Genomic DNA, 14,846 nt, shown 5'->3' with positions numbered 1-14,846 from the left:
GCGGCTTGACCTCTGCTGCCCGCCGCATCACCTTCAGCCCATGCTAGAACGGGATATCTCCGATGGGCGCTGAGCTGACGCCGCGTCATCTTGTTGAAAAGCTTGTGTCTTTCCCCACGGTCAGCCGCGATAGCAACCTCGCGCTGGTCGATTGGGTCGAGGGGTACCTGGCCGAGCATGGCATCGCAGTGACGCGTGTGCCCAACGATGCCGGCGACAAGGCCAGCCTTTACGCCCACGTGGGACCGAAAGCGCCCGGCGGCGTGCTGTTGTCGGGCCATAGCGACGTGGTGCCGGTCGACGGTCAGAATTGGGCCTCTGACCCGTTCGAGGTGACCGAGCGCGACGGGCGGCTCTATGGCCGGGGCACCTGCGACATGAAAGGGTTCGATGCGCTGGCGATCTGGGCGCTCGTGCGCGCGCAGGCGCTGGGCGTGGCGCGCCCGCTGCAACTGGCGCTGTCCCGCGACGAGGAAATCGGCTGCGTCGGCGCGCCGCCGATGATCGCCCATATGCGCGAGGCGGGCTTTCCAATGGCCGAGATCGCCATCGTGGGCGAGCCTTCGATGATGCAGGTGGTCACCGGGCAGAAGGGCAATATCGGCTTTCGCACCCGCCTGAAGGGGGTCGAGGTGCATTCATCGATCCTGCACACGGGCGTGTCGGCGGTGATGGAGGCCGCGCGGTTGGTGATGTGGATCAACGACCAGAACGAGGCCAACCGCGCCAAGACCGCGAGCGGCGCGGACGCGCTGTTCGACCCGCCCTGGACCACGCTCCATGTGGGCCAGATCGCCGGCGGCACCGCGCATAACATCACCGCCGCCGACTGCAGCTTTCCACTCGATATCCGCTGCGTGCCGAGCGAGCCGATGGAGGACTGGCGCGACACCTATCTCGACGAGGTCCGCCGCATCGAGGCCGCGATGCAGGCCGTTCGCCCCGAGGCGCGCATCGAGGTCGAAGATATCTTTTTCGTCCCGCCGCTGTTGCCCGAACAGGAGGGCGCGGCCGAGGCGCTGACACGGCGGCTGACCGGCGACAACGCCACGCACGCGGTCGCCTACGCCACCGAGGCCGGGCAGTTCCAGGGCGGCGGCTATTCCACCGTGATCTGCGGCCCAGGCGATATCGCCCAGGCGCACCAGCCCGATGAATATATCACGCTCGACCAGTTCCGCGCCGGCGAGGCCTTCATGGCCCGCCTGCTGGACCATCTCAAGGAGTGACAGCCGATGCCCGTCAAGAACCGCTTTGCCGAGCTGCAGGACGAAATCGCCGCCTGGCGGCGGGACATGCACGAACATCCCGAGCTGCTGTACGACCTGCCGCGCACCTCGGCGCTGGTGGCCGACCGGCTGCGGGCGTTCGGCTGCGACGAGGTGGTCGAGGGCATCGGACGTTCCGGCGTGGTCGGTGTCATCAGGGGCAAGTCCGACAGCAAGGGCCGGGCGATCGGTCTGCGCGCCGACATGGACGCACTGCCGATCATCGAGGCGACCGGGCTGGATTATGCCTCGAAAAACCACGGCAAGATGCATGCCTGCGGCCATGACGGGCATACCGCGATGCTGCTGGGCGCGGCCAAATACCTGGCCGAGACCCGTAATTTCGACGGCACGGCGGTGGTGATCTTCCAGCCCGCCGAAGAGGGTGGCGCGGGCGGCCGCGCGATGTGCGAGGACGGCATGATGGACCGTTTCGGCATCGACGAGGTCTACGGCATGCACAACAGCCCCGGCCTGCCAGTGGGCAGTTTCGCGATCCGGCCCGGGCCGATCATGGCCGCCGCCGACGAGTTCGAGATCACCGTCACCGGCAAGGGCGGCCACGCGGCCAAGCCCCATGAATGCATCGACACCACGCTGGTGGCCAGCCATATCGTGGTCGCGCTGCAGTCGATCGCCTCGCGCAACGTGGACCCGCTGAAACAGGTAGTCGTCTCGGTCTGCACCTTCCGCACCGAGAGCGAGGCGCATAACGTCATCCCCCAGACCGTGCTGCTGCGCGGCACGGTGCGCACGCTGGAGGACGATGTGCGCAGCTTTGCCGAGACGCGGCTGAAGGCGGTGGTAGAGAACACCGCGGTGGCCTTCGGCGCGAGGGCGGATGTCATCTATCACCGCGGCTACCCGGTGACCGAAAACGCCGACGACCAGACCGAGTTTGCCATTCAGGTGGCCGAAAAGATCTCGGGGCAGGTCAACCCCGACACCCCGCCGCTGATGGGCGGCGAGGATTTCAGCTTCATGCTGAACGAACGCCCCGGCGCCTATATCTTCGTGGGCAACGGCGACACCGCGTCGGTGCACCACCCGGAATACAATTTCGACGACGAGGCGATTCCCTTCGGCTGTTCGTGGTTCGCCGAGATGGTCGAGACCCGGATGCCGGCGGCCTGATCCGGCGCCGCATTGACGGGGCCGCGGGGCCGGGGCATGAGGGCGCGATGAAGCCGTTTCTGATCCTCCAGCTTCGCCCCGAGACCGAGGCTTCGGACGACGAGTTCGCCGCGATCCTGCGAAAGGGCGGGCTCGACGAGGGCGACGCCCACCGCATACGGCTGGACCAGGCGCCGATCCCGGCCGAGCTCGACCTCGACGCCTATTCCGGCGTTATCGTCGGCGGCGGCCCGGGCTGCGTGTCGGACCCGCCCGAGGCGAAAAGCGCGGTGGAAGCGCAGATCGAGACCGCCGCGCTGGGGCTGATGCCGGCCATCACCGGGCGCGACTTTCCGTTTCTGGGGTGCTGCTACGGCATCGGCGTGCTGACGCATCACCTGGGCGCCGAGGTCTCGAAGCGCCGCTATGGCGAGCCGGTGGGCACCTCGGACTGCACGTTGACCGAGGCGGGCCGCGCCGACCCGCTGCTCGACGGATTTCCCGAGCGCTTTACCGCTTTCGTCGGGCACAAGGAGGCCGCGCAGGAGGTGCCCGCGGGCTGCGCGCACCTGGTCGCCTCGCGCGCCTGCCCCTACCAGATGATCCGCCACGGGGCGAACGTCTATGCCACCCAGTTCCATCCCGAGGCCGACAGCGCCGGGTTCGAGACGCGCATCCGCATCTACCGCCACCGCGGTTATTTCCCGCCCGACACGGCGGATGCCCTGATCGCGATGTGCCGCGCGGCAGACGTGACCTGGCCCGAGCGCATCCTGCGCAACTTCGTGGCACGCTACGCGCGGGATTGACCGGGCGCCACGGGCGCAACAGTCATCGGCGCGGGTGAGGCCGGGCTTGGCAGGCCCGCGGTTTTTTTTTGGAAGTGAAATCTCATGCCCCGGCTGGAGGGGCGTTGCCAATGTCGGGCAGCTACGCGGCGCGGGATTAATTCGGGAACCTGAGGCGCCGCTGCCTAGGCCGGTGGCAGCATCTTGCCGGGATTGAGGATGTTGCCGGGGTCCAGCGCGTCTTTCAGGGCACGCATCGCCCACAGGGCCGGGCCGTGTTCGGCCTCCATGAACTTGATCTTGCCCAGGCCCACCCCGTGTTCGCCTGTCACCGTGCCACCGAGCGCCAGCGCGGTCCGCGCGAGCCGCGCGGTGAATTCGGCCGCGCGGTCCATCTCGGCCGTATCGGCGGGGTCGACCCGCACGCCGCAATGGAAATTGCCGTCGCCCACATGCCCCACGATGGGCGCGGTCAGCCCAAGGTCGCGGCTGTCGGCCTGGGCGGTGCGCAGCGCCTCGGCAAGGGCCGAAATCGGCACGCAGACATCGGTGGCCAGCGTTCGCTTGCCGGGCTCAAGCGCGCCGGTGGCGTAATGGGCCTTGTGCCGCATCGCCCAGAGCGCGGTGCGGTCTTCGGGCCGGTCGGCCCAGGCGAAGCCCTCGGCGCCGTATTCGCGCGCCAGCGTGCCGAAGCTTTCGGCCTGTTCGGCCACGCCCGCGGGCGAGCCGTGGAATTCGACGAAAAGATGCGGCGCCTCGGGCAGGGCCGAGCCGTGGAACAGGTTGAACCCCTTGACCATCACCTCGTCCACCAATTCGATCCGCGCCATGGGCAGGCCCATCTGGATGGTGGCGATCACCGTGCCTACCGCCGCCTCGGCGTCGGGAAAGCGGCAGGTGGCGGCCGACACCGCCTCGGGCTGGCCGTGCAGGCGCAGGGTGAGTTCGGTGATGACTGCAAGCGTGCCCTCCGAGCCGATCAGCAGCCGGGTGAGGTCATAGCCCGCCGAGGATTTGCGCGCCCGGCTGCCGGTGCGGATGATGCGCCCGTCGGCCAGCACGGCCTCGAGCGCCAGAACGTTGTCGCGCATCGTGCCGTAGCGCACGGCGGTGGTGCCGCTCGCCCGCGTCGCGGCCATGCCGCCCAGCGTGGCATTGGCGCCGGGATCGACCGGGAAGAACAGGCCCGTCGCGCGCAGTTCCTGGTTCAGCGCCTCTCGCGTCAGGCCGGGCTGGACAACGGCGTCCATGTCTTCGGCATTTACCTGCAACAGCCGATCCATCCGCGACATGTCCAGGCTGATCCCGCCCCGGATCGGCAGGTGGTGCCCCTCCAGCGCGCTGCCCGCCCCGCGCGCCGTCACCGGGCAGCCATGGGCGCTGCAAATCCCCAGGATGGCCGAGACCTCGGCAGCGGTTTCTGGATAGGCGACCGCGTCGGGCGGCGCGGGTGGAAAATGGGTCTCGTTCGCGGCGTGGCTGTCGCGTTCGGCCGCGCTGGTGGTCAGCCGCCCGCCCAGCACCTGCCCGAGCGCGCCTATGGCCTTGTCGATACTCATCTCGTGCCTCCCCGGGTGCGGGCCGCCGCGTCGCCCGGCCTGTCGGCTCGTCCGCGCTCAGCTCAGCAGCGCGGACAGCCGTTGCAATGCCAGCAGGTAACCCTGGCTGCCGCAGCCGGCGATGACACCGTCGGCGCGCAGCGAGACGTAAGAGTGATGGCGGAACGCCTCGCGCTTGTGCACGTTCGATAGGTGCACCTCGATCACCGGCCCGTCAAACGCCTTGAGCGCGTCGAGGATCGCCACCGAGGTATGCGTGTAGGCGGCCGGGTTGATGACGATGCCCGCGGCCTCGGCGCGGGCGGCGTGCACCTGCTCGACGATCTCGCCCTCCAGGTTCGACTGGAAAAACCGCGTCGCCAGGCCGAGATCGGCGGCCACCTCGGCGCAGGCGGTTTCGATATCGGCCAGCGTTTCGCGGCCGTAGATCTCGGGCTGGCGCTGGCCCAGCAGGTTGAGGTTGGGACCGTTGAGGATGAAAACTGTCTTGGTCACGGGGGTGGGCCTTTCGACGGGGCGCCGCGCGCCGGGGTGCAGAAAGCGCTATCAACAAAGCCCCGTTGCCTCAAGTGAGCCGGGGCAGATTGCCGCCTGGCCGCGCGAGAAGAGCAGGCTGAGAAGCCGCAAGCGCCCGCCCTGGACCCGTTTCTCGGTAGTGACGCACGCAAAGGGCGGAAGGGCCCGTCGATATGGCGCTGTCACGAAACCGTCGGAGATCGGGCCTCGACTCGCCACAAGCTGCCGGTATTGTGGTCCGGCCCCGCGTCGGGGTGACCCTAACCCAGGCGGCTGAACCGGCATATGGAGATCGTTCCGAGTACAATCCTGGCGCTTCTGGCGATGGTGATGCTCGTCGCGCGAGGAACGGCGCGGGGGCGGGCGGTCTTGCTGGCACTTACACCGTTGGGTGCGGCGGCGGCGTTCAATCTGCCCGCATTGGGCGGGGCCTCGATTCTTGTCACCGACATCGCGGCATTGACCTTGTTTACGCTCGTGTTGCTGGCACCGGGGGGTCTTTCTCGGATGGCGGGCACGATGCGGCCCGGTCAGCCGGGCTTTTATCTCTTGTTTCTCGCGCTTTTCTCGGTGGTGGCGGCGCTGGCCTTTCCGCGGCTCTTCCAGGGGCAGACCGATGTGTTCAGCCTTTCTCGGGGCGACCGCGGGATAATCTCTTTGCCGCTGAGGCCGACCAACGGCAATCTTACCCAGCTGTTTCGCATGATGTTGGGCGCCTTCACCTTTTTTGCGCTGGTCACCATCACGGTGCGCCGGCCGGATCCGGGCCCGGTGTTGGCGGCCGTGACGCTGGCAACAGGCGTTCACGTGGCGTTGGGCTGGGCCGATGTGTTGAGTGCAGCGGCAGGGCTGGAGGTGCTGCTCGACCCGATCCGGACGGCCAATTATTCCATCCTCTCCGAAAGCCGAATGGCCGGGATCAAGCGAATGGTCGGCGGTTTCCCAGAGGCCTCGGCCTACGGCGGCTACACGCTTGGGCTGTTTGCGTTCTGGCTGCAGTATTTGGTCTTGCGACGCTCGCGCCTGGCGGGGTGGTGCTTTGCCTTCAGCACGTTGGCGCTACTGCGCTCGACCTCGTCCTCGGCCTACGTGGCGGCTGCGGCCTTCGGCATCACTTTTTTGGGCCTTTCGGCGATGCGCAGCGGGCTGCGCGCGATTCCACGCCGCTCGGCGGGTCTGGCGTCGGTGGCGCTGGTGGTGGTCTGGCTGGGTACGCTGACGCTTTTCGGCGCCTATGAACTGGTTAATCCAGTGACGGATTACCTCGACGGGGTCCTCTTTACAAAGCTCGAAAGCGACTCCGGGATCGAGCGAATGAGTTGGAACGATCAGGCATTCCGGAACTTTGTCGAAACCTCGCTTATGGGCGCCGGGCTGGGCAGTATGCGCGCCTCGAATTGGTTGCTGGCCTGTCTCGGCAGTTTCGGTTTAATCGGCACGACGCTGTACCTGGCTTTCCTGGGAAAACTCGCCAGCGCGCCGGCGCGCACCGGCCTTGCCGAGCGCGACGTGGTGATTCGCTCGCTCAAGGCGGGGGCCCTGGCGTTGTTCTTATCGGCGCTGCTGACGGGGTCGACGCCTGACCTGGGGCTTTTCTTCTTCGCCATCGCCGGGTTGCTGGCCGGGCTGTCGCGGGGCGGAATGCTCGAATCGCAAGCCCTCGCCCGGACGCGGACTGAGGCGATTGTTACTTGATCGTGGAGAAATGACGCGCTTGATCGGCAATTGTGGTAGCGAGGAGGTATAAAAACGGCGATATTTGGGCAAAACTTCCACGAGCGCATGGAATTTGTAATTGTATTTCTGCCCGGCGCGAGTGCGGTGCGTTTTTCCATCGTCCGGGATGGTGGCCTCGTATGCCCCGGGGGAACAACGCCGAGTCTCGAGGTCTTTGAAAGATGAACAGCATTCATCCGACACATAATCTAGGGATGCGCTTCGGGCGCGGCGGTGGTTCGAATCCGTCAGATTCGGACGCTGTCGATTTGCGCGAGTTGTTCCGCATGTTGTGGCGCCGCAAGTGGATCATGATCGCTTGCATGGTGATTGGAACGGTGCTGTCCGCTGTGATGGTCAGCCAGGTGCCGCCTGTCTACACCTCGGTCGCCAAGATCATGCTCGACCCGCGCAAGTCGCGCGTGATTGCGGATGACGCGGTGGTGGCCGAACTCGATCTCAGCGAACAGGTGGTCAACAGCGAGGTGTCCGTCCTGAAGTCGAATGTGCTGGTCGAGCGGGTTATCCGCGAGATCGGCTTCGAGCGGCTGGAGGCGATGGACCCGGCCAACGCGCCGCCCTCGCTGGCTGACAGGGCCAAGGAGCAGATCAAGGCGCTGGTGGCCGATTTCCGGCCTGAGCCCGCGCCCGAGGGTCCGGCCCTGATGACCCCCGAAGAGGCGCGGATGGAACGGCTGATCTGGGCCGTAAGGCGCAACCTGGCGGTCTATCGAGAAGGCGAATCCTACGTCATCGGCATCCGCGTGGAAAACGAAAGCCCGCTGCTGGCGATGCAGCTGGCCAATAAACTGGTGGACGAGTACATCGCCCAGCAGCTCGACGGGCGACGCAATACCGCCGAGCAGGCCACCGCCTGGATCGAACAGCGGGTCGAAGAGTTGCGCGACGAGGTCGAGGTGGACGAGGCCGCCGTCGCCGAGTACCGCGCCAACAGCCTGATGATGGAGGGCGGAAGCCTCGACACCGCGTCGCTGCAACTGGCCGAGATCAACAACCAGCTCATGCTCGCCCGGGCCGACCGTGTGGCCGCCGAGGCGCGGTATTCCCAGATTACCAGCACCATCGCCGATGATGGCATCACCGCGGTGGGCAACATCGTGACCTCGCCCGTCCTGGAGACGCTGAACGAAGAGCGGCTGGGCCTGATGCGGCGCGATGCCCTCTGGGCCGACCGATACGGCGTCAACCACCCCGAGCGCGAACGGCTGGCCAACGAACTGGAACGCGTCGACGCGGATATCGAGCGGGAAGTGCGCAAGATCGTCGATCAGCGCCGCAGCGAGCTGGAAATCGCCCGCATCCGCGAGAACACGATGAAGGAAAGCCTCGACACGCTCGAAGGGCGGGTGATCGAGTTTTCGCGCAACTCCATCGGCCTGAACCAGCTGGAACGCCGTGCCGCGGCATCGCGGCAGACCTACGAACAGTTTCTCTCGCGCCTGACCGAGACGCGCACCCAGGAACAGTTGCAAACCCCCGATGCCAAGCTGATCGAGCGCGCCAAGATCCCGGGTTCGCCCTCGGCGCCGCGGCCGAAGCTGATGACCGCGATGGGCGGCGTGGCCGGGCTGGGCCTGGGTATCGGGCTGGTGTTGTTCCTCGAACTCACGTCGATCACCTTCCGCTCGGTGGGGCAGTTGGAGCGCGAGACCGGGCTGCCGGTGCTGGCCTCGATCCCGCGGGGCAACTTGCGCACGCCCCTGTCGGCATACAAACACCTGCTCAAGGCGCCCTACGGCATCTTCGCCGAACGTATCCGACATTTGCGCACAGCGCTTCTTATGCGGGGCAAGTGTGTCCAGAGGCCAAGCATCCTGGTGATCTCTTCGGTGCCGGGCGAGGGCAAGACGACCACCACGGTGGCGCTGGCGCAGATGTCGGTGATGGCCGGCAAGTCGGTGATCGTCGTCGATTGCGACCTGCGCCGCTCGGCCATGCAGCAGGCGTTCGGCTGGACCTTCAAACACGACCTGACCGATTTCATGGCCGACCGGTGCTCGTTGTCCGAGGCGATTCATTCCGATCCCGAAATCGGTTTCGATGTGCTGGCCGCCTCGTCGGCGAACCCGCTGGCGGCAGACCAGCTTTCGGCCGAATGGCTGCAGCTGACGATCAAGCAGCTCAAGAAGGCTTATGACGTTGTGCTCGTCGATGCGCCGGCCCTTTTGGCTGTCAGCGATGCGCTGGTGCTTGCGCAGGCGGTGGACACGACCGTTTATCTGGTGCGCTGGGATTCGACGCGCCGCGGGGATGTCGAGCGGGGCCTTTCGGCCCTTTCCGAAATGGGGATCAAGGTGGATGGCGTGGTAATGACCATGATCGACCCCAAGGAGAGCGCCGCCGCCTACGCCAAGGAATACGTCTATAATGTCTGAGCCCGCGCCGGCTGTCGTGACCCGGCGCAAGGGTCCGCGGGTGGCGATCGTGCATTACTGGCTGGTGGGTATGCGCGGCGGCGAGAAGGTCCTCGAGGCGCTCTGCCGGATGTTTCCCGAGGCCGAGCTTTTCACCCATGTCTATGTGCCCGACAGGATCAGCCCGGCGCTGAACGCCCACAAGGTGCACACCACCCGCATCGCCCGGCTGCCATTCGCGCCGCGACTCTACCAGAAATACCTGCCGCTGATGCCCCGCGCGCTGGAGGAGATCGACCTGACCGGGTTCGACCTGGTGATCTCCAGCGAGGCCGGGCCGGCCAAGGGTGTGATCGCGCCCCCCGACGCGCCGCACCTGTGCTATTGCCATTCGCCGATGCGCTATCTGTGGGACCAGTACCATGTCTACCGCGACGGCGCGGGCGCGCTGACACGTGCCCTGATGCCCTATCTCGCCCATGAGCTGCGGCAATGGGACGTGACCTCGGCGGCACGGGTCGATGCCTTTGCCGCGAATTCCGGCCATGTGGCCGCGCGCATCCGCAAATACTGGCGCCGCGAGGCCGAGGTGGTGCACCCGCCCGTGGCGGTGGCCGATTTCGCCCCGGTGGCCGCGGGCGAGGTGGGCGACTTCTACCTCTGGGCCGGCGAACTGGCGCCCTACAAGCGGCCCGATCTGGCGGTCGAGGCGTTCACCCGGATGGGCAAGCCACTGGTCGTGATCGGCGGGCCGGACAAGACACGTAAGGCGCTGGCTGCGCAGGCGGGCGACAACGTGCGTTTCCTCGGCCAGGTGCCGTTTCCCACGCTCAAGGATCACATGGCGCGCTGCAAGGCGCTGATCTTCCCGGGCGAAGAGGATTTCGGCATCGTTCCGGTCGAGGTCATGGCCTCGGGCCGGCCGGTGATCGCCTATGGCCGGGGCGGTGCGCTTGATACCGTGCGCGACGGCGAGACCGGGCTCTTGTTCCGCGAACAAAGCGTCGAGGGGCTGACCGACGCGGTCGCGCGGTTCGAGGCCGCCGGGCTCGACCGTCTGCCGCCGGAGCCGCTGGTCGCCCATGCCGCGCGGTTCGATGAGGGGGCGTTCCGCGCCGGCATCCTGCGGCTTCTGGCGGGGCAGGGCGTGGCCCCGGGGGCGGTGGAGGCCGCTCCAGGCCGCAAGACCGGCTGAGGCCGGGGCCAAATGCCCGTCGAAATCGACCTCTGGCTCTGGGCGCTCGACCCGCCGCCCGATCTGGCGGCCCGGCTGGCCAAGCGTCTGGCGCCCGAGGAACAGGCCCGCGCGGCCCGTTTCGTCCATCCGCGCCACGGATCGCGTTTCAGCGCCGCGCGCGGGCGCATGCGCGAGATCCTGGCGGGCTATGTGGGCGGGGCGCCCGAGGCGCTGAGGTTTCATTACAATCCCCAGGGCAAGCCGGGGCTTGAGGCCGGGCCGGCCTTCAACCTCAGCCATGCCGGGGGGTGGGCCGCGCTTGCGGTGACGCAGGCGCAGGTGGCGCTGGGCATCGATATCGAGGCCGTCCGACAGGTCGATCCCGCCGTTGCCGACCGCTTTTTCTCGCCCGACGAAAGGGCCGAACTTTCCCGCTTTGCGCCGGGCGACTGGGCGACGGGCTTTTTTCGCTGCTGGACCCGAAAAGAGGCTGTGGTCAAGGCCTGCGGGCCGGGGCTGTCGATGCCGCTCGACAGCTTCGACGTGACCCTGGGTGAGACCGCGGCGGTCAGGCGGATAGACGGCGGCGCGGCCGAGGACTGGGCGCTCTTGCCGCTGACGCTGGGGCCTGGGCTTTTCGGTGCGGTGGCGGTGGAAAACCACCGCCGCCCGGTGCGGCTCCGCTGGTGCGAAGGCCGGCGGCCGGTGGCGCCCTTGGGGTAGATCTGGGATGCGATCCGGTGTTCACCACTTGAAGCCACCCAAGCGCGAAAATACCCGTGCATGCCCCGTTGCGGGCTGGAGATCCGCGTTGCGACCCACACCGCCCGCGCTGCCGTTGGCGCCGACCTTTCCATGCAACTGATAGGGCGGACCTCAGCCTCCAGCAGCCGCTTTTTCATTTGTCCTCAATTGACTCGCTGGCACATGGATGTTGATGCTAGCCTCATTTCATGAAGTCTTGCCGGGTGCTGAAGGTCTTGTCGGAATGGGTTTCGGTGTCTGCTCTTTCGGGGTTGTCGGCGCAAGACACTCGACCCGAGTCGTCGCTTTTCATGCCGCGGCGGCGGGAAATGGTTGCGAGGGATGGCTTTGTTGACCGGACCGGGCTTTTTCAGCGTGACGCTTTGGATCTTGCCGTCGATGGCTGGGACCAGCCCATGCAGATGAGGCCCGGAATTGAGCGGTGCACCGCCGTTCGACGTACCGATCCCAAGAGGTGGGCTTTGCCCGTTTGACGATATGAACGAGCACACACAAGGACCGTTGCGTCTCGTACTGGTTACCTGCGACGGTGACGACCTGTCTGACAGCCAGGCGCTTTTGATCGATCGACTTGGCGCAGATCCCAGGATCGAACTGGCGGGTCGGGTTGCCGGCGCCGGTCCGCAAGAGACGCCCGGAATTCCACTGGCGCTGCGTGCGGTCTTGTCGTTTGAACGCCTGCTGGTTCGCAGCCGTATACTTCCCTACGACACGGAACCGGCGCGGCGGTTGCTGGAGGGCTTGCCGCGATTTCAGCCGGAGCATGGCGATTGGCAATGTGATCTTGCGGTCGCGTTGGGGGCCGGTCGCCTGCCTCGGGCAGGGCTCGACCGCGCCCGGTACGGGGAATGGGCGGTGTCCTATGCCGGGGCGTCAGACCCGACCTCGTTCGCCGCGGCGCCGGAGGTGCGAGCGCAGCCGCGCACCGAAGTGGAGATCACGGCCAGAACCGCGAAGCAGCCGCTGCCAGTTGTGCGCCGCAAGACGGGGTACAGCCCAAAGCCCGGCGCCGTGCTGAACGGGGCGTTCGTGGCTGAAAAGACAGTACTTTTCCTGATGCACGAAATCCGCTTGCTTGCCGAAGGTCGTGCCGTTGCACCGGAAGCCACAGCGCCGATGCCCGCGCCAGAGCCGCCGGGGATGAGCGCGACAATCGCGTATATGGCCGATTTCTTTCGGAAATCCGTTCGCAAACTGTCGGAGAGCCTGCGCCAACGCCGAAACCGCGCGCGGCAATTCTGGCGCATCGCGCGCGGTGAGGGCGATATCTTCGATTTCGAGCCGGCGAACGCGGAAGACCTGCCCGCAAGACGGCATCTGATGGCCGATCCGTTTCTGTTCGAGCACAAGGATGACGTGTGGGTTTTCTACGAGGCCACCAATGCCGACGGAGGACAAGGCTGGATAGAGGCCGCGCGACTTTCAGGGGCCGAGGCGGGGCCGTCCGAGGTGGCCTTGAAATGCCCCTATCATTTGTCTTTCCCATGTGTGTTCAGTACCGGGGATGAGATTTACATGATCCCTGAAACCCAGGAATCGCGTCGTCTTGAGGTCTGGCGAGCGACAGGTTTTCCAAGCAAATGGACGTTGCATGCCACGGCGTTCGAAGGCCAGTACCTGGCTGATTCCAGCATGTTTCGTGCCGATGACGGGCAGTGGTGGTTGCTGACGAACCTCTCGGAGCACTACGCGTTTCAGGATCATTCGAGCGAATTGTACCTTTTCGCCGTGGACGGCCCCGACCTGAAATCGATTGCGCCGCATAAGGACAACCCGGTGGTCTTCGGTGCGGACAGGGCGCGCAACGCCGGCGCCATCATTCGCCATCAAGGGCGATTGTTCCGGCCATCGCAGAACAACAGCTTTGGCGTCTATGGCTACGGCTTGAATCTCATGGAGATCCTGCGGTTGGACCATTCCGGCTACGAAGAGCGGATCTTCAGGCAGTTCACCCCGGCAGACAAACCGGGCAGCATTGCCTTGCACCATTTCAGTGCCGCCGGGGGCCAGTACGTGTTCGACTGGAGTGGAGAGTGAAATTTGCGCGGGCAGGCATTTCGCGCGCGACAACGGTCGTTGCGCGCCCTCGGATGGATGGGAAGGCCGACGAGCGGCGAGACCGACGCCCGCGCTACGCCTTCGGCGGGGTTTTCGGGAGGGTCACGTCAGCGGCTGGCGTGTCGGGGCGCCGGCGAACGCGGCCGATGCAGAGATTCCGGGGCCTTCAAGCAGGTGAAGTGTGGCGGAATTCCGTGGCAGGGGCCAAACTTATGCTTCAGTGGTAGGATTATGAATACCCCAGCGATTCGGGGGGCAAGCGACACGGGTTTTCACGACATACATTGGAGACAGCATGCCGCGAGTCGGTTTTAGTGAGTTTTTTGCCCTCGGACGTACAGTGGCCAACGGCCAGTTGCTTCGCTATGCGGGGAACGCGCCCGGCTACACGAGGCGTTTCGAAGACGGGCTGTCGCGCCTGACGGGCGCTGAGCACGTTCTGACCGTCAACAGCGGCACCAACGCGCTTGTCACAGCTTTGGCCGCCGCGGGGGTGGGGCCGGGCGACGAGGTTCTCGTCCCGGCCTATACCTGGGTGGCGACCGCGCTGGCCCCTCTGGCCGTGGGCGCCGTTCCGGTCCTGGTCAATATCGACGAAAGCCTCACGATCGACCCCGCAGACATCGAACGGAAGATCACGCCTTATACCAAGGCGATCATCCCGGTTCACATGCTGAATCTGGTCTGCGACATGGACGCGATCATGGACATCGCGCGCCGGCACAATCTGCTCGTGATCGAGGATGCCTGCCAGGGTGTCGGCGTAACCTACAAGGGGCGGCGCGTGGGCGCGATCGGGGATCTGGGCGCGTTCAGCTTCAACCATTTCAAGAACATCACGTCCGGAGAGGGCGGGGCCGTCCTGACCAGTGACGAACGCTACTTCGTGCGGGCGCGCATGTACCACGATCCGGGCAGCTTCATGCGCGGACATGAGCGAACCAACGAGCCGCTGTTCTCGGGCATGAATTTTCGCGTGTCCGAATTGACCGGTGCGGTCCTGCATGCGCAGCTCGGAAAACTCGAACCTTTGTTGAACCGGTTGCGCGCGCGTCACCCGATGGTGGCCGAAACCTTTGCCAACCTGCCCCACTGCCGCCTCTCGCCGCACAACGATCCGGAAAACGCGGTGAGCCTCAGTGTGATCTTCGATGACCCCGAAGAGGCCAAAGCCTTTGGACAGACCCGCGGAGCCGAACGCCTGCTCGAGACCGAGCGGCATGTGTTCACCAATTGGGAAGCCGTGCTGACCAAGAGGTCGTTTCATCCGAAGATGAACCCGCACAACTGGGCCAACCGTGAAATCACCTACGAGACCAAGGATTACCAGCGCACGCTGGACATCCTCGCACGGACATGCCGTGTCTCGCTGGGGGCGCAATACCCGCTGCCGGTGATGAAGCTACAGCAGCGTGTACTGCGCCAGGCCGCCCATCGCCGGACCGCGCCACAGGCCGTGGCGAATGCATAAGGCCGGCTGGACGGTTTTGCCGCCCGCCCAGCCGCCATTC

Annotated in this window: 11 protein-coding genes; 9 read left to right on the top strand and 2 right to left on the bottom strand. The window is 66.0% G+C overall.

Annotated features, from left to right (window positions below):
- Window positions 1–62 precede the first annotated feature (62 nt).
- The 3 genes from argE to Ga0609869_RS15410 are packed head-to-tail and all read left to right on the top strand — an operon-like array spanning window position 63 to window position 3,190.
- Complete coding sequence (gene argE / locus Ga0609869_RS15420) at window positions 63–1,229, top strand: acetylornithine deacetylase (RefSeq protein WP_125403303.1); 1,167 nt, start codon at window positions 63–65, stop codon at window positions 1,227–1,229.
- 6 nt (window positions 1,230–1,235) lie between these two features.
- Window positions 1,236–2,402 (top strand): M20 aminoacylase family protein, encoded by a 1,167-nt coding sequence (locus Ga0609869_RS15415; RefSeq protein ID WP_125403302.1) that lies wholly within the window; start codon window positions 1,236–1,238, stop codon window positions 2,400–2,402.
- 47 nt (window positions 2,403–2,449) lie between these two features.
- Window positions 2,450–3,190 (top strand): glutamine amidotransferase, encoded by a 741-nt coding sequence (locus Ga0609869_RS15410; protein ID WP_125403301.1) that lies wholly within the window; start codon window positions 2,450–2,452, stop codon window positions 3,188–3,190.
- A gap of 164 nt (window positions 3,191–3,354) precedes the next feature.
- Here the strand turns inward: Ga0609869_RS15410 and Ga0609869_RS15405 are convergent, their stop codons facing one another.
- Both Ga0609869_RS15405 and aroQ read right to left on the bottom strand, forming a co-directional pair.
- Entirely contained in the window at window positions 3,355–4,728 is a 1,374-nt protein-coding gene (locus Ga0609869_RS15405) for an FAD-binding oxidoreductase (RefSeq protein WP_125403300.1), read from the bottom strand.
- Between the two features lie 57 nt (window positions 4,729–4,785).
- Window positions 4,786–5,223 (bottom strand): type II 3-dehydroquinate dehydratase, encoded by a 438-nt coding sequence (gene aroQ, locus Ga0609869_RS15400; RefSeq protein ID WP_125403299.1) that lies wholly within the window; start codon window positions 5,221–5,223, stop codon window positions 4,786–4,788.
- A gap of 306 nt (window positions 5,224–5,529) precedes the next feature.
- On the opposite strand from aroQ, the gene Ga0609869_RS15395 reads away from it, so the two are divergent.
- The 6 genes from Ga0609869_RS15395 (at window position 5,530) to Ga0609869_RS15370 (ending at window position 14,806) form a co-directional block, all read left to right on the top strand.
- Window positions 5,530–6,939 (top strand): hypothetical protein, encoded by a 1,410-nt coding sequence (locus Ga0609869_RS15395; protein ID WP_125403298.1) that lies wholly within the window; start codon window positions 5,530–5,532, stop codon window positions 6,937–6,939.
- Window positions 6,940–7,142: 203 nt separating this feature from the next.
- Complete coding sequence (locus Ga0609869_RS15390) at window positions 7,143–9,356, top strand: GumC family protein (RefSeq protein ID WP_125403297.1); 2,214 nt, start codon at window positions 7,143–7,145, stop codon at window positions 9,354–9,356.
- Window positions 9,349–10,530 (top strand): glycosyltransferase, encoded by a 1,182-nt coding sequence (locus Ga0609869_RS15385; protein ID WP_125403296.1) that lies wholly within the window; start codon window positions 9,349–9,351, stop codon window positions 10,528–10,530. Before Ga0609869_RS15390 ends, Ga0609869_RS15385 begins: the two co-directional genes overlap by 8 nt.
- 12 nt (window positions 10,531–10,542) lie before the next feature.
- The gene (locus Ga0609869_RS15380) at window positions 10,543–11,235 is read left to right on the top strand and encodes a 4'-phosphopantetheinyl transferase family protein (RefSeq protein ID WP_125403295.1); all 693 of its coding nucleotides are present in this window, start codon (window positions 10,543–10,545) and stop codon (window positions 11,233–11,235) included.
- 519 nt (window positions 11,236–11,754) lie between these two features.
- Entirely contained in the window at window positions 11,755–13,314 is a 1,560-nt protein-coding gene (locus Ga0609869_RS15375; RefSeq protein WP_125403294.1) for a glucosamine inositolphosphorylceramide transferase family protein, read from the top strand.
- A gap of 316 nt (window positions 13,315–13,630) precedes the next feature.
- Window positions 13,631–14,806, top strand: coding sequence for a DegT/DnrJ/EryC1/StrS family aminotransferase (locus Ga0609869_RS15370; protein ID WP_125403293.1), 1,176 nt, complete (start codon window positions 13,631–13,633; stop codon window positions 14,804–14,806).
- Window positions 14,807–14,846: the final 40 nt, after the last annotated feature.

The organism is Rhodovulum iodosum (assembly GCF_041020385.1).
Classification (GTDB): Bacteria; Pseudomonadota; Alphaproteobacteria; order Rhodobacterales; family Rhodobacteraceae; genus Rhodovulum; species Rhodovulum iodosum.
The sequence above is the reverse complement of the archived record's forward strand: the minus strand, read 5'-3'. Positions and strand labels throughout refer to the sequence as shown.

Excerpts from the sequence above, each read along its gene's own strand:
- argE (WP_125403303.1), top strand. The coding sequence starts at position 63 with ATGGGCGCTGAGCTGACGCCGCGTCATCTTGTTGAAAAGCTTGTGTCT.
- Ga0609869_RS15415 (WP_125403302.1), top strand. The coding sequence starts at position 1,236 with ATGCCCGTCAAGAACCGCTTTGCCGAGCTGCAGGACGAAATCGCCGCC.
- Ga0609869_RS15410 (WP_125403301.1), top strand. The coding sequence starts at position 2,450 with ATGAAGCCGTTTCTGATCCTCCAGCTTCGCCCCGAGACCGAGGCTTCG.
- Ga0609869_RS15405 (WP_125403300.1), bottom strand. The coding sequence starts at position 4,728 with ATGAGTATCGACAAGGCCATAGGCGCGCTCGGGCAGGTGCTGGGCGGG.
- Ga0609869_RS15395 (WP_125403298.1), top strand. The coding sequence starts at position 5,530 with ATGGAGATCGTTCCGAGTACAATCCTGGCGCTTCTGGCGATGGTGATG.
- Ga0609869_RS15390 (WP_125403297.1), top strand. The coding sequence starts at position 7,143 with ATGAACAGCATTCATCCGACACATAATCTAGGGATGCGCTTCGGGCGC.
- Ga0609869_RS15385 (WP_125403296.1), top strand. The coding sequence starts at position 9,349 with ATGTCTGAGCCCGCGCCGGCTGTCGTGACCCGGCGCAAGGGTCCGCGG.
- Ga0609869_RS15380 (WP_125403295.1), top strand. The coding sequence starts at position 10,543 with ATGCCCGTCGAAATCGACCTCTGGCTCTGGGCGCTCGACCCGCCGCCC.
- Ga0609869_RS15375 (WP_125403294.1), top strand. The coding sequence starts at position 11,755 with ATGAACGAGCACACACAAGGACCGTTGCGTCTCGTACTGGTTACCTGC.
- Ga0609869_RS15370 (WP_125403293.1), top strand. The coding sequence starts at position 13,631 with ATGCCGCGAGTCGGTTTTAGTGAGTTTTTTGCCCTCGGACGTACAGTG.